Origin of the sequence: Microcoleus sp. N9_B4, from assembly GCF_036701635.1 — a bacterium.
Classification (GTDB): domain Bacteria; phylum Cyanobacteriota; class Cyanobacteriia; order Cyanobacteriales; family Microcoleaceae; genus Microcoleus.
This window is the reverse complement of the sequence record NZ_JAUBRC010000018.1, coordinates 92,856-114,664: the sequence shown is the minus strand read 5'-3', so window position 1 is coordinate 114,664 and position 21,809 is coordinate 92,856. Positions and strand designations below refer to the sequence as shown.

At 45.1% G+C, this 21,809-nt stretch carries 15 protein-coding genes and 1 tRNA gene; 7 read left to right on the top strand and 9 right to left on the bottom strand.

Annotation, left to right across the window (positions count from 1 at the left end):
• Positions 1 to 180 precede the first annotated feature (180 nt).
• The 3 genes from QUA43_RS14340 to murA all read right to left on the bottom strand — a co-directional run bounded on the left by QUA43_RS14340 (position 181) and on the right by murA (position 2,694).
• Positions 181 to 262 (bottom strand) — tRNA-Leu (locus QUA43_RS14340).
• Positions 241 to 1,110, bottom strand: coding sequence for a M48 family metallopeptidase (locus QUA43_RS14335; RefSeq protein ID WP_333374758.1), 870 nt, complete (start codon positions 1,108 to 1,110; stop codon positions 241 to 243). The genes QUA43_RS14340 and QUA43_RS14335 overlap by 22 nt, the downstream gene beginning before the upstream one ends.
• A 165-nt stretch (positions 1,111 to 1,275) precedes the next feature.
• A complete protein-coding gene (gene murA / locus QUA43_RS14330) occupies positions 1,276 to 2,694 on the bottom strand; it encodes a UDP-N-acetylglucosamine 1-carboxyvinyltransferase (RefSeq protein ID WP_333374756.1) in 1,419 nt (472 codons plus the stop codon).
• A gap of 365 nt (positions 2,695 to 3,059) precedes the next feature.
• Between murA and smc the strand changes: the two genes are divergently transcribed.
• From smc to QUA43_RS14305, 5 genes are all read left to right on the top strand, one after another.
• Positions 3,060 to 6,863, top strand: coding sequence for a chromosome segregation protein SMC (gene smc, locus QUA43_RS14325; protein ID WP_333374755.1), 3,804 nt, complete (start codon positions 3,060 to 3,062; stop codon positions 6,861 to 6,863).
• A 452-nt stretch (positions 6,864 to 7,315) separates the two neighbouring features.
• A complete protein-coding gene (locus tag QUA43_RS14320) occupies positions 7,316 to 8,335 on the top strand; it encodes a PRC-barrel domain-containing protein (protein ID WP_333374753.1) in 1,020 nt (339 codons plus the stop codon).
• 289 nt (positions 8,336 to 8,624) lie between these two features.
• On the top strand, positions 8,625 to 9,647 hold the full coding sequence (locus tag QUA43_RS14315; protein ID WP_333374751.1) for an SGNH/GDSL hydrolase family protein: 1,023 nt from the start codon (positions 8,625 to 8,627) through the stop codon (positions 9,645 to 9,647).
• Between the two features lie 81 nt (positions 9,648 to 9,728).
• Entirely contained in the window at positions 9,729 to 11,909 is a 2,181-nt protein-coding gene (locus tag QUA43_RS14310) for a hypothetical protein (protein ID WP_333374749.1), read from the top strand.
• Positions 11,910 to 11,921: 12 nt separating this feature from the next.
• Positions 11,922 to 13,754, top strand: coding sequence for a DUF6798 domain-containing protein (locus tag QUA43_RS14305; RefSeq protein WP_333374747.1), 1,833 nt, complete (start codon positions 11,922 to 11,924; stop codon positions 13,752 to 13,754).
• A 133-nt stretch (positions 13,755 to 13,887) separates the two neighbouring features.
• On the opposite strand, the gene QUA43_RS14300 is transcribed toward QUA43_RS14305, so the two are convergent.
• The 4 genes from QUA43_RS14300 to rfbC form a co-directional block, all read right to left on the bottom strand.
• A complete protein-coding gene (locus tag QUA43_RS14300; RefSeq protein WP_333374745.1) occupies positions 13,888 to 14,862 on the bottom strand; it encodes a glycosyltransferase family 2 protein in 975 nt (324 codons plus the stop codon).
• 92 nt (positions 14,863 to 14,954) lie between these two features.
• Positions 14,955 to 16,763, bottom strand: coding sequence for a hypothetical protein (locus QUA43_RS14295; RefSeq protein ID WP_333374743.1), 1,809 nt, complete (start codon positions 16,761 to 16,763; stop codon positions 14,955 to 14,957).
• A 106-nt stretch (positions 16,764 to 16,869) separates the two neighbouring features.
• Complete coding sequence (gene rfbD, locus QUA43_RS14290; protein WP_333374741.1) at positions 16,870 to 17,742, bottom strand: dTDP-4-dehydrorhamnose reductase; 873 nt, start codon at positions 17,740 to 17,742, stop codon at positions 16,870 to 16,872.
• A 2-nt stretch (positions 17,743 to 17,744) separates the two neighbouring features.
• On the bottom strand, positions 17,745 to 18,290 hold the full coding sequence (gene rfbC, locus QUA43_RS14285; RefSeq protein ID WP_333374740.1) for a dTDP-4-dehydrorhamnose 3,5-epimerase: 546 nt from the start codon (positions 18,288 to 18,290) through the stop codon (positions 17,745 to 17,747).
• Between the two features lie 50 nt (positions 18,291 to 18,340).
• Between rfbC and QUA43_RS14280 the strand changes: the two genes are divergently transcribed.
• The gene (locus QUA43_RS14280; RefSeq protein WP_333374738.1) at positions 18,341 to 19,015 is read left to right on the top strand and encodes a methyltransferase domain-containing protein; all 675 of its coding nucleotides are present in this window, start codon (positions 18,341 to 18,343) and stop codon (positions 19,013 to 19,015) included.
• A gap of 134 nt (positions 19,016 to 19,149) precedes the next feature.
• On the top strand, positions 19,150 to 19,749 hold the full coding sequence (locus QUA43_RS14275; protein WP_333374736.1) for a Uma2 family endonuclease: 600 nt from the start codon (positions 19,150 to 19,152) through the stop codon (positions 19,747 to 19,749).
• 241 nt (positions 19,750 to 19,990) lie between these two features.
• Here QUA43_RS14275 and QUA43_RS14270 read toward each other — a convergent pair whose 3' ends face one another.
• Both QUA43_RS14270 and QUA43_RS14265 read right to left on the bottom strand, forming a co-directional pair.
• Positions 19,991 to 21,055 carry an NAD-dependent epimerase/dehydratase family protein gene (locus QUA43_RS14270; RefSeq protein ID WP_333374735.1) on the bottom strand — a complete coding sequence of 355 codons (1,065 nt, stop codon included), beginning with the start codon at positions 21,053 to 21,055 and terminating at the stop codon, positions 19,991 to 19,993.
• Complete coding sequence (locus QUA43_RS14265) at positions 21,048 to 21,809, bottom strand: glycosyltransferase family 2 protein (RefSeq protein ID WP_333374733.1); 762 nt, start codon at positions 21,807 to 21,809, stop codon at positions 21,048 to 21,050. The genes QUA43_RS14270 and QUA43_RS14265 overlap by 8 nt, the downstream gene beginning before the upstream one ends.

Here is a 21,809-nt window from a genome sequence, read left to right as displayed (position 1 = left end):
TGTTGACTGTTGACTGACTAACGACTAACGACTAACGACTAATGACTAATGACTAATGACTAATGACTGTTGTTACCGATGCCCGATGCCCGATGCCCGATGCCCGATGCCCGATGCCATATAAATTAGGGTTCCAGACTTATCATCTGGAACCCTAGATTTATTAAGCTTTTTTAGTAGTGGGCGGGGAGAGAATCGAACTCTCATACCTTTCGGTGTCAGATTTTGAGTCTGATGCGTCTACCAATTTCGCCACCCGCCCTTTTGGGTTTCACCATCATAACACACCGATCGATTTTTTGCAAGCAAAGATTCATAATCTTTTGAACTTGCCCAGCGATCGATCTCTCTGGCCCGCAATACTGGTACAGGATGGGACAACTGAGCCGTCTGAGCTTGTTTGAGCATTTCTCCCAGTTGAGTGCTGCTGAGGTCGTCGTAGGCCCGGGCCTGCGCCAAAAACGCATCGACATTCAGTTTGGGAGCTAAAGTCGGCGAACCTCCGGCCAGTTTCATCAACAGCGATGCTACCACTTTTGGGTCTTGAGTGGCGAGCAAGGCGGCGCGATCGCACGTAAATTCCGCACACCGCAACCATTCCAACATTTGCGCCTGCAAACCCTGCGCGAGCACGGTTCCCACAGGCGAAATTTGACCGGCGGCCAACACAATTAAATTAGCCAGAGTCAGGTAAACCCCGTGTTCGCACTTCAAATGCCCCAACTCGTGAGCAATTACTGCCTTAACTTCTTCGTCTGTGAGCAAATCAATCAGAGAAGTGTGCATCACCACAAAAGGCTGTTTTCCCCGCATCGCAAAGGTGTAAGCATTTGGCATCGGATGCTGGCGGACATAAAGCTGCGGCACCTCCAAATCCAGAGTTTTGCAGGCATCCAACAGCAATTGATGCAGGTGGGGCAATTGATTTTCGCCGACTTGGACGCTGGAAGCCAGATTTTCCAGCATGAAAAACTGTTCGCCCAGTTGTCCGAGCAACTGCCGCACGATCAAATCTAGGCCGGGCAGTTGTTTGAGCGTGTTGGTGGCTTCCAAGTCTAGCGGGTGGCGAAACTGGTCTGCTTTCAAACCGATGAGCGGTATGTTCAACATTTTAATCCTGAGTCATTAGTCAAGAGTCACTGGTCGTTAGTCATCGGTCATTGGGAAATGGGAATTATGAATTGGCAATTAAAAAAGGTTGAATTATTTTTCTTCCTTCTTCCTTCTTCCTTCTTCCTTCTTCCTAATGACTAATGACTGCTGACTAATGACTAATTAACAGTTTAAACCCGATCGCACGGGATTGACAGGAGCCTCAGCAGTCGCCGGGTCTGTACCCTCTTTGACGCGCCGCAACTTAGCTCCCAATTTTTGCAGTTTCACCTCTAACTGCTCATAGCCGCGGTCTAAGTGCTGCAAGCTACTGATGGTGGTGACACCATCGGCTGCAAGTCCCGCTAACACTAACGCCGCCGAAGCCCGCAAATCTGTTGCGACTACCGGCGCACCCGACAGCCGCGACACTCCGCGCACAATCGCTACATTGCCTTTAAGGCGAATGTCCGCGCCCATGCGGTTGAGCTCTGCTACGTGGCGCAAGCGATTCTCAAACACGGTTTCTTTGATCAAGCTGTCGCCTTCACTCAGCGTCAGCAAAGCCATAAACTGAGCTTGCATATCTGTGGGGAAACCGGGATAAGGCAGAGTTTCGATGTCTGTGGCCGAGTGAATTTGGCCGGGAACTATCCGCAAAATGTCGGGGGATTCTGCAATAATTTTCGCCCCAATTGTCTTCAATTTGGCAATGACTGCGGTCAGGTGGTCGGGAATTACCGGCGACAAACTGATTTCCGAGTGAGTGATGGCTCCGGCTACTAAAAATGTTCCGGCTTCAATGCGATCGGGAATAATTGAATAGTCTACCGCGTGCAGCTTGGGAACTCCCGAAATGACGATCGTATTCGTGCCAGCGCCTTGAATTTTTGCTCCCATCGCGCGGCAGAAATTCGCCAAATCTGCGACTTCCGGCTCTTGAGCCGCATTTTCAATCACGGTTTCTCCTTCAGCCAGAGTCGCCGCCATCATCAAAGTTTCAGTTGCGCCGACGCTGGGGTAGTCCAAATAAATTTTGGCTCCTTTCAGGCGGCGGTTCGGCCCTTTGACGTAAGCGTGAACCGTGCCGTGGTCGATGTGGACTTCGGCACCGAGGGCTTGCAGACCGCGAACGTGGAGTTCAACGGGTCGGGCACCGATGGCGCACCCACCGGGCAAGGGCACTTTGGCAAATCCCAAACGCGCTAGCAGTGGCCCGATGATGAAGAAGCTCGCCCGCAGTTGGCTGACTAATTCGTAGGGGGCTTGAGCGTCTATGAGGTTGCTGGCGTTGATGTCTAAAACGTCCCCGTTCTGCTGTAAGTTGACTCCTACAGCGGAGAGAATTTGCCCCATGCGGGCGACATCGACTAGACCGGGAACGTTGCGGAGACGGCAATCCTCTGGGCATAGCAGGGCTCCTGCCATGACGACTAAGGCCGAGTTTTTGGCGCCGCTGATTTTGACGTGTCCTTTAAGGGGCTGGCGACCCCAAATTTGCAATACTTGTTGGTCGCTTTCCGGTGAAGCTGGCAGGTTAGATGAGTTCTGAGCTGGTGTAATGGGTTTGCCCTCCATAATGCGCTTCGTTACTTTATACATTATTAATTTTGGTTCGATTTTACCGGAAAGTTTTTATATGTCTAGGGGTAACATGAGGAATTCCGGGAATTATATTTGCTGGAATTCACTAGGGAAAAGGCTTTCAGGTTTAATCGCACAAATAATGTCGATCGAGTCTCATGAATTTATCTGTATCAAAATTTACGTTCATTTGTAGCGGTCGCTCTGATCACACATATTGTACCTTTGTCAACGAACTTTTTAAGTAAAAGCCGGCTGGGTGGTTGACAAAGGTGTAATATATCTGTTCGATCGACAATGCCAGAAAGTTAACACATTGTCGATCGCCCCATTGCCTGTGCTACCCTGTGACAACAACCTAGAGCCAAAGCTACTCCTAGCATATGGTTCACATTAAACGGATCGAACTGACTAACTTTAAATCTTTTGGCGGCACGACGGCCATTCCCGTGCTGCCCGGTTTTACTGTGGTTTCCGGGCCCAACGGTTCTGGGAAGTCCAACATCCTCGACGCTTTGCTGTTTTGTCTCGGACTTTCGAGTTCTAAGGGAATGCGGGCAGAACGTTTGCCGGATTTGGTGAACAGCGCCCAAAACAAACGCGGTACGATCGAAGCTAGCGTGACTGCGACTTTTGCCCTGGAAGATGTGGGGGAGGAATGGTTCGCCCGCGATGAAGATGAGGATGAAAATGCAGCAGATGAGTTATCTGTTGAAGCAGAGGAAGTTGAAGGGATAGAAACTGCCGACACTCAAGACAACAACGGCCAATCATCTCCTGTCAATCAAGAATCCAAAATCCCCAATCCAAAATCGGATGAGTTATCTGTTGAAGACGTAGAAGAGATTGAAATCGCAGCAACTCAAGACAACAACGGACAACTACTCGCTACTAATAAAAAATCCAAAATCCAAAATCCAAAACCGGATGAGTGGAGTGTGACGCGCAAACTTCGGGTAACTCGCCAAGGTACTTACACTTCAACTTATTACATTAACGGCGCACCTTGCACGCTGACTCAACTTCACGAACAACTCAACCGCTTGCGAATTTATCCCGAAGGCTATAACGTCGTGCTACAAGGAGACGTTACCAGCATTATTTCGATGAATTCTAAGGAACGCAGAGAAATTATTGACGAATTGGCTGGGGTGGCTCAGTTCGATCGCAAAATTTCTTTAGCTAGGCAGAAGTTGGATGAAGTTAAGGAGGTGGAAGAACGCAGCAGAATTGTGGAAAAAGAGCTGATGTCTCAGCGCGATAGACTTGCTTCCGATCGCACAAAAGCGGAAAAATATCAAAAATTGCGGGCGGAATTTCAAGAAAAGTCGCAGTGGGAAATTGTGCTGAAATTCCGGCAATTGCAAAAGCAAGAATGGAAACTGCGCGAACAAATCGAAGCGGGCGATCGCACTTCGGCATCTCTCACCGAACAACTGCAAACAATTAGCACCCAAATTCAAGCAGCAACCGCCGAACTGGACGCACTGAATGCCCGTGTTAAAGCTTTGGGAGAGTCAGAATTGTTGGCTTTGCAAGCGACGATTGCGACTCAGGAAGCGGAACGGCGGCAACTGCAAAACCGCAAACAGGATTTGGAAAAAACTGCTGGGCAAATGGCTGCTAACATAGCACAAACCGAGGAAGAAGTTCGCCAATTCCGGCAAAGTTTGGAGCAAATTGAGATTGAAATATCTTATGTTAAGTCTCAAATAGGGACTTTGCAGGAACAGCGGGATGCAGCCCAGCAAAGTTTAGATGAAAGTCGGGAAGTTGCAAATGCGATCGCCTCCACTGCTGAAGTTTGGGTACAGCAGCAAACGGAACTGCACCGCCAAATCGAAACAATTCAACAAACTTTGGAACCGCAGCGTACAGAACAAGCTACCATTGGCGAAAGAGCCGATCGCCTGCAAAGTCAAATTCAAGAACAAAACCAATCGCTGCAAGTATTGGAACAGGAAATTGCAGCGAAAAAAGAGCAGCAATCTCGCCTTGGGGAAACAAAAGGCGTTGCATCTTTGCAAGTAGAATCGCTCACTCAAATTTTAGTCGAAGCCGAACAAGAATTGCAACTGCAACAGGAAACTCAAACTCGTTTGTTGGAAGAACAGCGGGAAAGACAGCGCAAATTAGACAAACTAGAAGTGCAGTTTCAAGCACTGCAAGAAGCGACGGGAACGTTTACTGCAAAAATTGTCGCGCAAAGCGGAATTGGCGGAGTTTGTGGCTTGGTGGCTCAACTGGGTAGGGTAGAACCGCGCTATCAGTTGGCGCTGGAAATTGCGGCGGGCGGGCGCATGGGAAATATGGTGGTGGAAGATGACAGCGTGGCTGCTGCTGCGATCGAATTGCTGAAACAAAAACGGGCCGGAAGGATGACGTTTTTGCCTTTGAATAAGATTAGAGGCGGCAGGTATTCGGTGAATGAAAATTTGCGGCGCGCGGCTGGGTTTGTGGATGCGGCTGTTAATTTGATTGATTGCGATTCGCGGTATCAGGAAATTTTTGCTTACGTTTTTGGCAGTACGGTTGTGTTTAGCAACCTCAGTGATGCCCGCCGCTATTTGGGACAGTACCGGATTGTCACTTTGGACGGGGAAATTTTGGAAACTAGCGGGGCGATGACTGGGGGAAGTTCTACTAATAGATCTACTTTGCATTTTGGCACGGTTGAGGCTAGTGAGGCTGCTAGTGAAGCGCGGACGATCGCCTCTTTGCAAGAACGTCTTGAGGAAATTGAGCGGATTTTGGAACGGTGCAAAATTGCGATCGATCGCGCTTCTGTTGCAGTCAAAACTCGCAGCCAAGAATTGATGGAAGCGAAACAAAATTTGCGCGAACATCAGTTGCGCTTGGAACAGTTGGATTCAGAAATTAAGAATTTGCAAGCGCAACAGGAACAAGTGCGATCGCAAATTGCGAAAAATACACAGGAATTAACTAATTCGCGATCGAGATTGCAGTTGCTGGAACGAGAATTGCCCGCACAGGAAACTCAATTGCAGCAGTACCGGCAAACTTTGGCGCAGTTGGAAGAGTCGAACAGTCACAGCGAATGGCAGCAAATGCAATCGAGTTTGCGCGCTCTAGAAGCGCAGCTCCAAGAGCGAGAATTGGCTCTGAGAAACGTCCAGCAACGCCTTGTAGACTTGGAAAATCAATTCGGGCGTTTGGAAGACAAAATTAAGGAAGGCAGCGAGAAATTGCAGGAATGGCAAGTGCAGCAAAACGCGGGGACGGATGCACTCGATCGCATTGTTTCGCAGCAGTTAGAACTCGATGGACAAATTGCGGAAGCTAAGGCGGCTTTGGGGGAAATTGAGGAAAAATTGGGCGTGCAGAAGGGAGAACGCGATCGGGCGGAATCTCAATTGCGAGAACAGCATTTAGCCAAACAACAGTTACAATGGCAGTTGCAAAAACTGCACGAAACTCAGCAAGAACGCCGGGAACAATTGGCCGCCATCCGCACTCTCTTGGAAACGCAGCGGGCGGAAATGCCCGACCCCGTGCCGTCGATTCCTGAAAATGTCGAGAAAGCCAATTTGACGGAATTGCAGCAGGAAGTAAAGGCGATCGCCAAACGCATTCAAGCTTTAGAACCAGTCAATATGCTAGCCTTGGAAGAGTACAACCGCACTCAAGAACGCCTTCAAGAATTGAGTCAAAAATTGACGACATTGGAAGGAGAACGCACTGAACTGCTGTTGAGAATCGAAAATTTTACCACACTCAGGCGCCGCGCTTTTAAAGAAGCTTTCGACGCGGTTAACGAGAACTTCCAGACTATCTTTGCGGAACTTTCCGAAGGCGACGGCTATCTCCAGCTAGATGACCAGGAAGACCCTTTCAGCAGTGGCTTGAATTTGGTGGCTCACCCGAAGGGCAAACCCGTACAGAGGCTGGCTTCCATGTCTGGAGGCGAAAAATCATTGACAGCGCTGAGTTTTATTTTTGCGCTGCAACGCTACCGCCCGTCTACGTTCTACGCTTTTGATGAAGTGGATATGTTTCTGGATGGGGCAAATGTGGAGCGATTAGCTAGAATGATAAAACGACAGTCTGAACAAGCCCAGTTTATTGTTGTGAGTTTGCGGCGACCTATGATTCAATCGGCTGAGCGTACAATTGGTGTTACTCAAGCACGGGGAGCTTATACTCAAGTCATAGGACTGAAGTTGTAGTCCCGGAGTGTTGGTTGACGATCGTGTTGAGTGATATATGTACTTATTGACACTCCTCGACCTGAAGGTACGAGGATTCTTGGCTCACCGAGACCACTTAAACTAGATTCCTTGAAGTCTCTAGCCCAGAGGTGGGACTCTCCCCAAGAGTTAATTCGGGTATGCCCTACCCTATTTGCTTTTAGGCAAGTCCTGTTTCAGTTTGAAGCAAATTCGCTTCAAATGCTGTTTGTCTAGCTCCTCTGAATCTTTTACCTACTGCGAGGTGGAGTCTAGAAAAATGCAGTAGAACCGCTTAGATTCAATTTTCAAGGTTCAGCGCTTTGTCTTTTGACAGCTAGGTTTTTAGAGTGGTTGATTACCTTTCCACTACTACAAGCATACAGCAAAGCCGTGCTAGAAGCACGGGGGTTTTAGGCCCATTTTTATGATAAATCAGGACTAAACTTAGAATGACATCAGAACAAATTTGCCAACGCTCAGATATTCTCGGCACTCAAGTCATCACCCGCGACAGAGGTAAACGCTTGGGTGTAGTCAGTCAATTGTGGGTGGACATTGACCGGCGGGAAGTTGTGGCGATCGGTCTGCGTGATAATATATTCGCGGTCGCTGGAATGCCGAGGTTTATGTTCCTCAACAATGTCAGCGAAATCGGCGACGTGCTGTTGGTGGAAGATGAGAGCGCGATCGAAGATGATGTTGATGTTGAAGTCTACAGCATTTTGATTAACAGCGAAGTTATTACCGAAACCGGCGAACTTTTGGGTAGGGTGCGGGGCTTTAGGTTCGACCCCGAAGACGGTAAGTTAGTTTCTATAATTATCGCTTCCTTGGGAATCCCCCAAATCCCCGACCAAGTTCTCAGCACTTACGAGTTGGGGATTGAAGAAATTGTCAGCAGCGGCCCGAATCGCTTGATTGTGTTTGAAGGTTCCGAGGAAAGGCTCAGGCAGCTTAGTGTGGGTTTGCTGGAGCGCGTTGGTTTGGGCCAAGCACCTTGGGAACGAGAAGAGGACGAGGCAGGTTATTATCCGAAACCCGTGGCTACGGGCAATCAATTGGGCCCAGGCGTGCGGATACCTGCACCGGAAATGCGGAGCCGCGTAGCTGCGCCTGCGGTGGAGGAAGTTCCTTGGGATGAGGATTTAGAGTGGAATCGGCCTGCGGTTCGCCAGCCGCCGATGCGCGCGGTGCAGGTACAGCAGCAGCCAATCGAGGATTACGAGGATTACGAAGAGGATAATTGGGGCAGCGAGGAGGACGATTACGAGGAGGATGAGTACGAGGAGAAGCCGCAATACACTCGCGCTGAAATTTCTCGCCCGAAGCAGCCGGTGGTGCAGTACGAGGATGATGTGGAGGCTGATGCTTGGGCTGACGATGAGGCACCGAAGCCTTACCAGGCTCCTCGGGTGAATATCCCTGAGAAAACTAAGACTCCTGAGTACGAGGAGGAGCCTGGTTATTAGGAATTAATCAATTGGTTGGGCGGGTTTACGAGATTGTTTGTTTTAGACATAGATAGTTGTGAAATCCGCCCCTACAATGGCCTGTGGGGGCGGGTTTCACCAACCATATCGGCGTAAAACCAACAATATAATAAACCCGCCCCCGCCCAACGAATAATCGGAATCTACATTTTTTTGGACTATCTCGAACATCAGGTTAATCTAGATTATCGGCTGTGTGGGGGCGGGTTTATCTAAATTGTTGGTCAACCTCAAATATTGTTTGTAAAACCCGCCCCTACGCTAAATTATGAAAAAAAAGTTTATTAAAACCTTTATTTTCAGATTAATAACATATCTAATTTTCCCAATATTTCTATCTACCACCACGGCTGAAATTGTCTTGCGAGTTGCGGGCTACAAACCCTGGCAAATAGAAAATGTTGATGTTGCGGTCGAACCAAAAGGTAATTTTTTTACCAAAGACTCGGAACTCGGCTACAAACATTTGCCGGGGAAATTCAAGGTGACACTTAACGGCAATTACTCATTTAATGCCACTCACCTCAAGAATAGTTTAAGAATCACACATCCCCTCACTACTTACAATCAAGCCTCAAAAAAGCCTGAAATTTGGATATTTGGCTGTTCCTTTACCTACGGTTGGTCATTGAATGACAGCGAAACTTATGCTTGGTTGCTGCAAGAGAAATTACCCAAGTATGAAATAGTAAATTTTGGCGTTAACGGCTACGGCACGCTGCACTCATTGATTCAATTCAAAGAAGCACTCAAACAAGCAAATAAACCCAAAATTGCGGTGATTGCTTATGCGGGATTTCATGACCGCCGCAATACTTTGTTAAGGGCGAGAAGAAAGCAAATGGCTGCTTGGAATAAACTGGGTATTTTATTCCAGCCCGATGCTAGGCTGAATGGAGAAAATAATTTTACCTACAAGATGGCAAAGCTTGAATATCACGAGTTTCCCCTGATGCGGGTTTCTGCCTTAAGCCATTTTTTGGAGGTTAATTACAATCAATTTGAAGAGGGATTATATAGAAGCCATGAGGTTTCTAAGGCAATTATTGAAGAGTTTCACCGTGTGGCTGAGGCTAAGGGTGTTAAGTTAGTTGTGGCCGGAATTAATGCGGGTTCTGCTAAGATGTTGGAGGAGTTAAGTGAAGAGGGAATTGCTACGGCGGATATTTCGGTTGATTTGAAAATACCTGCCAATAATAATTTACCTCATGACCTTCATCCAAGTGCGATCGCCAATCGGCAATATGCAGAAAAGTTGGAAGTTTTTTTGCAAGGTACTGTTTTAAGGTAAGTTAATGAACCGCGAAGGCGCAAAGGGCGCGAAGGAAGAGAGAAAGAGGAAGTTTAGGAGTTATTTAGGGTTGCTAGACTGATGGGATTATTTGATTTTGTTTCTTTTAAATTGCCTCGCAAGTTTCTGATTGATGGGTTTTTCTTGTTTTTAGTTGTTCTCGTCACAGTGGCAGTAACATCAATCTATGTATCCAGCGAACATACTTTTTATTGGTGGGATTATGCGGGATACAACACCGCTACAGTCAACACGGCAAATTTATTTCGAGACTCGCCCGATAAAGCATGGCGCGGAGTTATAGAATCGCTATCTAAGGAAAAAAATCTATTAATCTCTTTGCCGTTAGTGCCATTTATTCTCTTATTTGGCGAATCTCGGCTGAGTTACATTCTCAGTGTCTCCCTGATTTATGTGCTGCCGTTTCGCCTGTTGCTGGGGGCAATTTCTGCAAAGCTAATTCCAGTTTATCCCCGCCGGGTGTTTTGGTCAACTGTGCTGCTGAGTTTATTAATTCCGATGAGTTGGATACCGACTCTGCGGGGATATCTGGATACGGGTGGCTGTGTGTTTGTAGCCTTGGCAATTTTGGTTTATTTGCAGGATATTAAGCTGAAATCTTGGTGGAAAATCCCGTTGATTGGGTTTTTGCTGGCGGCGGCTATTCTGTTGCGGCGCCATTTTGCTTATAGTGCGATCGCATTTTTTGGTGCAGCGAGTTTACAGGCTTTCATCGAGTTTATTGTACTAATATATCGTAGGAAATCGGCATTGTCGTCTCCCAAAGACAAAGACGTGGTAGTACAGTTTCCATACAGATGCTTGTTTGAATCCGGCATCAAATTGGGTTTGATAGCCGCAACTAGCTTGACTATTTTAATATTGGTAGCAGGAGATTTTACTCGCAGTGCTCTGACGGTTGACTACCGCAATTTGTATGTCGCTTGGAGTTTGCCTGTAAATGATATTTTAACTCGTTATGCGGATTTTTACGGTTTGGGAACTTGGCTGCTGGTACTAATTGGTTTTTCGGCGGGAATTCTCACTCGAAAGCTGGTTCCAGCGGCGGCTATTTTTGTTTCTTTGTTTGGGGTTTTGTCGCTGATTGAATGGCTGTTAGTTTTGCGTTACGGCTACTTGCACTATACAATTCATCTTACACCGATCGCACTTTTAGGAATATCCACATTTTTCTGGACAACTTGGCTGACACTCAAGGGAAAAGTCCGGTATTTGATGCTGGGCGTGGCGGGTTTGTACCTGGTTGTAAATGCCGCCGTCGGGTTAATTCCTCTCAAAATTGATTTGCCAAGACTGTTTGTGGGTAATTTTCCGCCGTTAGTGCGATCGGACTACGACGAAGTTGTAAAATTAGTAGAGTTTCTGCGAAAATTAGCACCGAATGAAGAACCAATTTATATTGCCGGTGCTTCTAACAATTTCAATGCTAACATACTCAGACAAGCCAACCGAAAATTAAACCCGCCGGAGGGCTGGTGGAAATTAAATACCATCGGGAGGCCGCAAATTGACTCGCGCGATACTTACCCACTACCGGAGTTGTTGCAGTCACAATATGCGGTGGTTGCTGTACCTTTTCAGCAGGTGTTACCGACTGACGAACAAGTTTTGCGATCGCACGAACAAGATGTTGTTAAAGTTGTGTACGATGCCTTTACCCAAAACTGGGAAATTGCCCGCGATTTCCAATTGCTACCGGAACAGTTTAAGCTAGAAAACGGCGTGACTGTCAGCGTTTACCGGAGGATGCGGCCGACTGATACAGCAACGGCTGTTAGGACTCTGGATGCGATGCAGCGCCAAATAGTCGATCGACCAGGCACGCAGTTAGATTGGATTAGTTTGCATCAATCAATCTACACAAGTGCCAATTATTCAGTCACGCAAGAATCGGATAACCTATATAATATTGTAACTCATCCAATTAAAAACAGCAAGAAACTCGATACATCTTTCCTGTATTTAGGTTCCATTTCAGACAAAGTAAAAGTTACCGGCAAACTCAATTTACCTAACCAACAATGTCCGGGAGTTGCCCTGCGCTTGACTTTGTGGGACAAGCAAGGTAAATTAATAGACTCAGCAGAGATGGCTTATGGTCAAAAAAGTGCGATCGGCTTAAATCTATTAGTTGAGGGCAAAAATCCCACTTATCTGCTGCTTGAGGTATTGAGTAACAGCAAACAGGATTTAACAAACCAATGCCAACTGGAGATTAACAATTTGGCTGTCAGTAGGTAAGTGGAACCGTCAATGCAAAAACATCAAAAATCCCACTGGTATTTTAATCTATCTCTCTATACTTTTGTCATCATCGGGTCCCTGATGGCTACTGGCTATATTTTCCCCATTGGAGGCAATTTTCCCGAAGTGCCGCCAATTCAATTTATGTTAAATCCTGAACTATATAAAAATGACTATTACGTTCAGGAAATGGTTAAGTTTAATCCGAGATATTACTATTATTATATCATTTATTTGCTCGCAAACTTAGGAACAAGCATTTCCCTAGCGCACTTTATCTATCAATTCCTAGCCTTCGGTTCATTTATCATAGCTTGCTACGCAATTATCAATATCTATACTAATTCAAAACTGCCCGCAGCAGCGATGGCTTTTTTATGTATAGCCGCTTCATTTACAGACGTTGGTAACACGCTGATATTTTCCACTAAATCAGTACCCAGTATCTTCGCAATGGGTTTCGCAATCTGGGGAATTTACTTTAGTTTGCGCCAGAAATGGCTGACAGGATATTTCTTTTTTGGACTGGCTTGTCTGCTGCAATTTTTAGTGGGTTTGTTACCGGGATTGATGATGGTTCCCGTTTTAGTTATTAAATCTGTAAAACAGCGGAATTTCAAAACATTGATTTTGGCGATCGCACTTTTAGCAGCAATGGCAAGTATCGTTTACGTACCGATGTTATTAACAGGTACTACCAGCACTCACACTATCGACAACGCCCAGTTTGTCTACATTCACGCGAAAGTCCGCAACCCCCACCACATCCTCCCGTCAAATTGGGATGTCGGGAATTGGTTCAACTTTATATGTTTCATAATTGGTGGCTTGCTTTGCATCAAAAACTCCGATTTATTGCCAAAAGAAGACAAAGTTAATTTTTATGTAATTGTTGGCACATCAATTGTTGCATTATTTCTAAATTACGTATTTGTCGAAGTTTACCCTTTGGCTTTTATCGCCAAACTACAGTTAGCTAGAACTGTACCTTTCGCTCAATTAATTATATTTATTGCTCTTGCTTTGACGGTCGAGCAACTTTACAGAGAAAAACAAATAGCTGTTAGCTTGTTGCTGTTAGCTGTACTAACTTTGCCTTTTAGGGGTATCATTTTCCTAGGATTATCAGTTTGGCAAACAAAAAATTACGTATTTCCCAAACGATATGATATATTGTTGTGGATTTTAGCAGCAGGAACGGTAATTTTCAGCTTGATATATCCGCTGATTGATTCATGGGAAATAATGGGCGATCGAATAATTAGCATCCCAGTTTTTTTCTCAATCCTCGCCTTCCCATTCATTTTAGAAAAAACATCCCTAGCTACATCTATCAAACAGACTCTAACTCACACCTTAGCCTTAATAACTACCGCCACCTTAGTTTTTGGAGTAGCAGGAATTCTGCCCAAACCTATATTAAATGTATTTCAAACAAGAGTTAATATCAATGCCGTTCCCAGAGACGACTTAAGCAGATTAGCTGGGCGATTTTCGCAAAGTAGCAGCCGCGATTCACTCGTATTAATTCCCCCCTCAGTTACCAGCTTCCAGTTTTTCTCCGAAAGAGCGATTGTCGTCAACTTCAAGAACTTCCCCTTTACCGAAAAAGGCATCAAAGAATGGCAAAATCGCATGGAAACCGTTTTAGGAGTCCCCTTAAACCCGCAAATGATTTGGGGAGGAAATGACTTTTTCATCCGCCGCAGCAGTGCGGATTTAGTCAAAGTAGCCAAAAACTATCATGCCGATTATATCCTGACTCGTACTGACTGGCATCCAAATATAGACGGAGAAATAGTAGATCGAGAAGGCAAATGGATACTGTTTAAAATTAGATAATACTATTCCTTAAAATTTGAGATGAGGACACGGCAGTGCCGTGTCCCTACAAATATGAGATATTTATTTAGTCTGGCGTTGCGCCGACTTTGTTTGTATAGAAGCGGTTTCAACCGCCGAATCCGATCGGCGGTTAAAGATCAAAACCAGAATCATCAATAATTTCGCTAATTTGCTTATCCACATAATCAGCATCCACATTTCGCGCCATCAACTCAGCTAAAATCCCCAAAGAAATCAACTGCACCGACAGAATTGTACACAAAATTCCAAAAAATAACAAAGGTCGATTCCCAATCGGCCCAAAATTCATCCCCGCCAAATTCAGAAACCAAATAACTATCAAATAACTCAGCGAAACAGTTCCCACCAAGCCAAAACACAATCCCAACCCCCCAAACAAATGGCCCGGTTTGTGTAAATACTGCGTCGTGGCTAACACCGTCAACAAATCAATAAAACCCCGCGCATAACGTTCCCAGCCGTAATTAGATTTTCCGTGCTTTCGCGGATGATGTTCGACAACTACTTCGCCAATTCTAAACCCTAAATTGTTGGCTAAAGCCGGAATGTAGCGGTGCAATTCCCCGTACAATTTAATCGACTGCAAAACTTCCCTACGATAAGCTTTAAAACCGCAATTCATATCGTGCATTTGCACCCCTGTCAGCAAACACGCAACGGCATTAAATAGCTTGGAAGGTAAAGTTTTAGAAAGCGGGTCGTTCCGTTGTTTTCGCCAACCGGAAACTAAATCAAATCCCGATTCTAAATGATGTAAAAATTTGGGAATTTCAGCGGGGTCATCCTGAAGGTCAGCATCGAGAGTAAAGATAATTATCCCTGCTGCATTGCGAAATCCTGCTGAAAGGGCGGCGGATTTGCCAAAGTTGCGGCGCATTTTAATCGCTTTAATTAGTTTGGGATGTTGGCTGGCTAAATCTGTGATTTCTTGCCAGGAATAATCGCGGCTACCGTCATCTATGAAAATGACTTCGTAACTGTCAATTTCTGTTTGAAACATGACAAGTTTAATTTTTTCAAACAGTAATTTTAGGGTGGCTTCTTCGTTGTGAACTGGGATAACGAAGCTGAGATGTTTTGGCATAGGGCTATTCTATTTCATTTGTGTGGTCAAGGAGATTTTTTTATTAACCGCAGACGGCGCAGAGGGCGCAGAGGAGGAGAAAGAGAGGTTTTTTAGTTTTTATTGATAACTTGGGAGTTTCGCAAGGCGACCCAACCTTTGCGGTTTTTAAAGGAGGCATAGGCTGTCAATAATTTATCGGTTGGTGATGTTTGAATGTATCCTCTCCAAGCTGCAAATTCGTAGGAATGGCCAAACAATTTAACTAAATCTGGGCGGGGAAATCCTGACATGGCAAAACCTCGAACGACATTTTCTTGGTTGAGAATGGCAATACATTTTACATTGTTTTCGGGGTCTCCTACCCAGCCAATTACTCTCGCTGCTGTTGGTGCAAGTTTGGTGGCTGTATCAAAATATCCGGGTACTCCGTCTTTGGGTGCTGACAGTAAATTTGGGTCTATTTTTGTGTCTAATGCTGCACAGAAATTGTGTTTTTTGATGTTTCTGTTAAATGGCACTAAGTTGTTAGTTTTTAAGGCGTCGATTAACCCGACAAAAGCGGCAGGTTTGTTGCCTACGCGGTCTTTAATTAGCGTTACGTCGGTGATGCCTAATTGCAGTGATAATGCTACTAACGGTTGATAGGTTGCTCTGTGGGCGATCGCCATTGCAGTTTCGCCTCCCACCCCGTACATTAAAATAATCGCAACTGTGGCGACTGCAAACAGCGGTGTCAGCCAACGCCCTTGGATTCTTGGTGTGGGCTGCAACTCGCGCACCCACAATACTGTCAGCACAATTGTGCTCATCCAAAACAAGGCTGGGAGTGTGGCATAGCGCGAAGCGGTGGCCTGTTCGACGCCAAATCCCGATCGACTAACCGCGGCCATTAACGCCGTTTGCAGCGTGTAAAGTTGGATTGATAGCCAAGGCAGCCAATCCGGGTGATCGACCTTTTTTACAAATAGCCAATAACCCACAAAACCAATAGCTGCCATCAAACCAATTATACCAATAATTGAAGCAACAATAATATTTTCGCTAAAAATTCCGCCGAGATACGTGGGAATATATTCGAGAGTTTTGAGCGGGTTAATTTTAGTTAAAGAAGGGTGATGAGATGGAGTTTTATAAGTTAAAAAATAAATGCCAATCACCGCAATCGAAGCAATAAAATACAAATAAGTTATTCGCCGAGGAAACCGCAGCACAACAGCAGCAGCACACAATATCGGCCACAAAGCTAAAGGAGTGCTGTAACTAACACAGCCTAAAACACCAAAAAGAATGCTGCCAATTACCCACTTATTTTGTAAATGCGGGGGCGCAGCCCCTACAAACTCGTTACCAGGCTCTGCCTGGGAATGAATATCAGGAGGCTCTGCCTCCCTTTTATTTAACAAAACTGTCGCATAGGATTGCAAACAAAATATCGAACAAATCACAAATAAATTAGCAATTATCCAGTGAACGCCGCTGAATCCCCGCATCCAATTGTGAGCCGCCGCCGGAGTAAAATTAAAAATAGAAATGCAAAGGAGTACCGAGATAAATTGCAGGGGAAAACGCCTCAAATTTAACGGCAGCAGAGCAATTAATACGTGGCACTGAATCCAAGCCAAGAACCAGGCAACTAAACATAAACCAATATTTGAACCTTGGGTGACAGCTATATTCAAGCCATAAATAATTGCCGGAATCAAGACAAAATGCTCGTTCGCCCGAAATATCCAATTAAAAGGATTTGTAGAGAAACCGTCTACTGAATAAAAATTCCACGTCATCCACCAATAATCAAAATTAGACAAGTCTCCCGCTTGGGATATCAAGTACAAAATATATGACGCTGGTATTAGAATGCCGAGAACTGATGCGGCAATTAAAATATATTGTTGCTTGACTTTCATGGATTCAGACATGGGGATATTTTGAGTTTTTAGGGGCGAGTTTAGGTGAGAAACTTTGCATATAACAGGTAACTCACGAACAAAACTCGCCCTCGCGTTTTGAGTCTTCCTCAATTTTTTATTTCACTTCTCTTGCCAGCATTTGTCTGAGTCCTTGCCGCCAGTGGGGAGGATACGTGCCCAGAAGTGCTGATATTTTTACCGTAGAGAGAACCGAAAAAGCGGGACGCTTTGCGGGTGTCGGATATTCGGCGGTGGTGATGGGAATTACGCGCTGAACTTTTAGGGGAAGGCCGAGTTGTGCTGCTTCCTCAAAAATGGCGATCGCAAAATCGTACCAACTACAAACACCGCTGTTAGTGTACTGGTAAGTTCCAAAAGTTTCTGGCCCAAGGAGAGGAATAATTTGTGAAGTCGCCGCACCTAAATCCCCAGTCCAAGTAGGACTTCCGATCTGATCTGTTACTACTCGAATTTCTTCCCTTTCCTTTCCCAGCCTCAGCATTGTTTTGACAAAATTACCTTTGCCGCCGTTGCCGTAAACCCACGCGGTTCTAATAATAATATGTCGGTTTCCCGCTTTCCGAATTGCTTCCTCGCCTGCTAATTTAGACTTGCCGTAAGTTCCCAGCGGATTCGTAGAATCTGTTTCCAGATAAGCAGAACCGCGGCTGCCGTCAAATACATAATCAGTAGAAAAGTGAATCAAACTTGCTCCCAGTTTTTCGCATTCTTCTGCAAAAATTCCTGGGGCAATACCGTTGACTGCATATGCTAATTCCGGTTCACTTTCCGCTTTGTCTACCGCAGTGTAAGCACCCGAATTGACGACTAAATCCGGTTGAATTTCAGCCATTGCCTGACGGATGCTTTCGGGTTGGGATAAGTCGAGGCGAGTGCGATCGAGCGCAATAACCTCTCCCGAAGATAATAAAATCGGCTGCAATTCTTGAGCTAGCTGTCCGCTGCCGCCTGCGAGTAAAATTTTCATGATCAAAACACTTGAGCTCTTTTCAACGTTTGTCCAGCTTGGTCTTTAGCTGATAAGATTGGTTTGGCACCATCTAGCGGCCAGTCGATCGCCAAATCGGGGTCATTCCACAGGATACACCGCTCGTGTGCCGGTGCATAATAATCTGTAGTTTTATACAAAACTTCAGCCGTCTCCGAAACCACTAAAAAACCGTGAGCAAATCCCGCCGGCACCCAAAATTGCCGCTTATTTTCTGAACTCAGCAAACACCCCACCCACTGCCCAAAAGTCGGCGAACTTTTTCTAATATCCACCGCTACGTCAAATATTTCTCCCGCAACTACCCGCAGCAATTTGCCTTGAGGCTGCTGCATTTGGTAGTGCAAACCGCGCAGCACATTTTTAGAGGATTTGGAATGATTGTCTTGAACAAATTCTGCCGTCACGCCTGTTTTTTCGACAAAAGCTTTGTGATTGAAACTCTCAAAAAAGAAACCGCGATCGTCTCCGAAAATTTTCGGCTCAATAATCAGAACTTCCGGTATTTCAGTAGATATAACATTCATAGTTGGCGGTATCGCGTGATAAACTCATACTCTGTCTCTGCTATTTTACTATGAAAACTGACACATATCTCAAAAAGTTGTATGCCAACCGCTTTGATTCCCGACAAATGCAAGCAAAGGTGGCACTCTGGAAAGTTTTAATTGGCGAGTTTTTACAAGATTATGTTCCTCCAGAATCAGCGGTTTTAGATATTGGCGGCGGTTACTGCGAGTTTATAAATCAAATCATGGCTGAAAAAAAATGTTTGATTGACCTCAATCCTGATTCAAAGTTATTTGCCAATCCTGATGTCAAAGTGTTGAATTTTGATGTCTTAAGTTTTGGAAATAGCCTAGCTTTTACAGAACATTTTGACCGCATTTTTATCTCTAATTTTTTTGAACATCTCAGCAGCAAAGAAGAACTAATCCAAATTATATCCTTTTGTTTTGACGCTCTCAAGCCCGGGGGTTCTCTCTTGGTCATCCAGCCGAATTTTAAATACTCATTCAAAGAATATTACGATTTTATTGACCATCAATTACCGATAACCCATTTATCGCTGCAAGAGCTTTTACAAACAGTCGGGTTTGAAATTGACTTAATTATACCAAGATTTTTACCGTTTTCGACTAAAGGCAGACCTGCCTCGCCTTTGCTGTTAAAAGTTTACTTGAAATTACCTTTGTTGTGGCGGTTTTTGGGAGGGCAAATGTTTGTCAAAGCATCGAAACCAAACAATTAATGATTGGCGAAAGCGGTCGGCCGCCGCCCCTCGACCATTTCAATTGTTATAATAAAAATTGCAAGTAGTCCTGTAGTTTTGGCTGGGAAAAATCAGGATATATTTGCTAAAAAAGCATCAATTTTAGGAAAAAAATGATGACACAAACATCCCGCGCCATTGCTGTGAATATTCCGCCGACACTAACACTCACTGTTACCCGCGAGCAATTCGTTGAATTGGCGATCGCCAACCGAGAATTACAATTAGAAAGAACAGCACAAGGAGAGTTAATCGTGAATCCACCAACCGGAGGCGAAACAGGATACAGAAATCTCGATATAGAAGGACAACTTTGGTTGTGGAACCGTCAAACTAAACTAGGTAAAGCATTTAACTCTTCTACTGGTTTTCACTTACCTAATGGAGCCGATCGCTCTCCCGATGCTGCTTGGGTGCGTCAAGAAAGGTGGGATGAGCTCACCCCAAAACAAAAAGAAAGTTTTATTCCCTTGTGTCCTGATTTTGTGGTAGAACTCCGTTCTAAAACTGACAACATGGAACCGCTGCGAGCCAAGATGAAAGAGTATATGAACAATGGCGCTCGTTTGGGTTGGTTGATTGATCGGAAAAACAAAAAGGTGGAGATTTACAGGCCAAGTCAAGATGTAGAAGTCTTGGAAAATCCTATTAGTTTGTCCGGTGAAGATGTGTTGCCTGGGTTTGTCTTAGATTTGACAGAAGTTTGGGGATGAATGCTGAATCGCGTTCAAGATCCGCGAGCGGTCATTCCTCATGTTTTAATCGGGCAACAATTGAGATATAATTCGCTCTCGTCCGATTTTAAAAATAGGGTTATGTATAAATTTATGTAGGGAAACGGCACTGCCGTGTCCTAATACCGGAGACTCCAAAAGCCGTTTCCCTACCGCAGAAGAAATGGTTTTATTACCAAATTGCACAACACATCCGACTGCATCTGCGGTTAAAAAATCCCTACAAAATCGAACTTAAAACCACCTCATTAGCAGCAATCCAATCATAAATATCCTGCAAAGCCGCTTCCGGCCCAATAACAGGCCGCCATCCTGTTTTCTCCATCACCCTAGAAGAATCAGTAATAAAAATCGGAATATCCCCCGCGCGTTCCTCCAAAACAGGATTAATTGAAATCGATTTACCCGCAATTTTACGGCACAAATCAGTTGTCTCAACCAAAGAAAGGCTGTTGCTCAAACCGCCGCCAACATTAAAAACTTCGCCATCAAATTCAGCAAAATGTTCTAACTGATAATTAACTAACCTCAACAAATCTTCAACGTGCAGCAAATCCCTAACTTGCTTCCCGCTGCCGCCAAAACCGATATAATTCAGCGACTTTTGAAAATAGTGAGCCGCCACCCACAAACCGCAAACTCCCTGATCGACTTTACCCATTTGCCAAGCACCAGTAATTAACCCGCAACGGTTAATAATTGCGGGTACATTGTATGCTTCCCTATATTCCTCAATCAGCAATTCCGAAGCTAATTTAGTTGCTCCGTAAAGCGAACGGTGTCCTTTTAATGGGAAGTCTTCTGATATGCCCAACTCCGATATACCGGGTAAAGTTTGCTCAGGGGCGATCGCAAATCTATTCGGCAATTCCAACAGCTTAACAGATTTGACACTGGCGATCGGATAAACTCGACTCGTAGACAAAAACAGCAAACTCGCACCCGTTTGTCTCGCCAACTCCAAAACATTCACAGTACCCAGTAAATTCGTCTGCAAAACGTACTGAGGCGAACTAAAACCAGCCAGCACAGAAGGCTCCGCAGCACAATCTATAATGCAGTCAGCATTCAGTGCAACTGGATCTAAATCGGCCGCTGTGCGAATATCGCCGTAAACAAACTGAATCCCGCAACTTTTAAGCCGAGGCAGATTCAATTCCGAGCCCCGGCGACGCAGGTTATCTAAACAAATTATTTGCCATTCCGGGTGCAGTTTCTTCAGGCCAATTGCCAAACAACTGCCGATGAAACCGGCACCACCAACAATTAAAATTCTCTCAGGCATTCACTTTCAACTTTGCTATCTTTGTAGTCCGGTGGTAGTCGCCGCGAGAGAGATGTTTTTCCAGCCAGACATACAAGACAATAAACAAATACCTACTTCCCATCTCTTTGATCTTAAGCTTAGAAATACCAGCAGTCCGATTGTACCACCTCAGAGGAATTACCGTATAGGAAAAACCCCGAACAATTGCTTTTAAAGGCAGTTCCACTGTCAAATTAAAATGATGGCTCAAAATCGGTTGTACGCCTTCAATTACTTCTCTGCGGTAAATTTTAAAAGCATTGGTGACATCGCTGTACCGCAAGCGGAAAATACTTTTGACAAACCAGTTTGCTAAGCGGTTAATTGCTAACTTGTGAATTGGATAATCAACTATAAAGCCACCTTTGATAAAGCGGGAACCGAAAACGCAATCATATCCTTCTTGCAACTTGCGGTATCCTGCTACCAAATCTATCGGATCGTCGGAAGCATCCGCCATCACAATTGCTGCCGCATCTCCGTCAAATTCCGCTAATCCCCGTCGCACAGCAAATCCGAAACCGTTGGGAGGTTGATTGTTGATGTATCTCACTGTGGGAAAAGTCTCTGACAACTCCTGGCAAATATCAAGAGTTCGATCGACACTGTTGTCATTCACAATCAAAATTTCGTGCGGAATGCCTTCTAAATCCAGCGTCTGGGCGATCGCGCGCACAGTACCGTACAAACAGCCCTCCTCATTGTGGGCTGGTATAATCACAGAAATTTTCAC

What these genes read in the sequence shown, in the direction of transcription:
- QUA43_RS14335 (WP_333374758.1), bottom strand. Translation starts at nt 1,110, where the DNA reads ATGTTGAACATACCGCTCATCGGTTTGAAAGCAGACCAGTTTCGCCAC.
- murA (WP_333374756.1), bottom strand. Translation starts at nt 2,694, where the DNA reads ATGTATAAAGTAACGAAGCGCATTATGGAGGGCAAACCCATTACACCA.
- smc (WP_333374755.1), top strand. Translation starts at nt 3,060, where the DNA reads ATGGTTCACATTAAACGGATCGAACTGACTAACTTTAAATCTTTTGGC.
- QUA43_RS14320 (WP_333374753.1), top strand. Translation starts at nt 7,316, where the DNA reads ATGACATCAGAACAAATTTGCCAACGCTCAGATATTCTCGGCACTCAA.
- QUA43_RS14315 (WP_333374751.1), top strand. Translation starts at nt 8,625, where the DNA reads ATGAAAAAAAAGTTTATTAAAACCTTTATTTTCAGATTAATAACATAT.
- QUA43_RS14310 (WP_333374749.1), top strand. Translation starts at nt 9,729, where the DNA reads ATGGGATTATTTGATTTTGTTTCTTTTAAATTGCCTCGCAAGTTTCTG.
- QUA43_RS14305 (WP_333374747.1), top strand. Translation starts at nt 11,922, where the DNA reads ATGCAAAAACATCAAAAATCCCACTGGTATTTTAATCTATCTCTCTAT.
- QUA43_RS14300 (WP_333374745.1), bottom strand. Translation starts at nt 14,862, where the DNA reads ATGCCAAAACATCTCAGCTTCGTTATCCCAGTTCACAACGAAGAAGCC.
- QUA43_RS14295 (WP_333374743.1), bottom strand. Translation starts at nt 16,763, where the DNA reads ATGTCTGAATCCATGAAAGTCAAGCAACAATATATTTTAATTGCCGCA.
- rfbD (WP_333374741.1), bottom strand. Translation starts at nt 17,742, where the DNA reads ATGAAAATTTTACTCGCAGGCGGCAGCGGACAGCTAGCTCAAGAATTG.
- rfbC (WP_333374740.1), bottom strand. Translation starts at nt 18,290, where the DNA reads ATGAATGTTATATCTACTGAAATACCGGAAGTTCTGATTATTGAGCCG.
- QUA43_RS14280 (WP_333374738.1), top strand. Translation starts at nt 18,341, where the DNA reads ATGAAAACTGACACATATCTCAAAAAGTTGTATGCCAACCGCTTTGAT.
- QUA43_RS14275 (WP_333374736.1), top strand. Translation starts at nt 19,150, where the DNA reads ATGATGACACAAACATCCCGCGCCATTGCTGTGAATATTCCGCCGACA.
- QUA43_RS14270 (WP_333374735.1), bottom strand. Translation starts at nt 21,055, where the DNA reads ATGCCTGAGAGAATTTTAATTGTTGGTGGTGCCGGTTTCATCGGCAGT.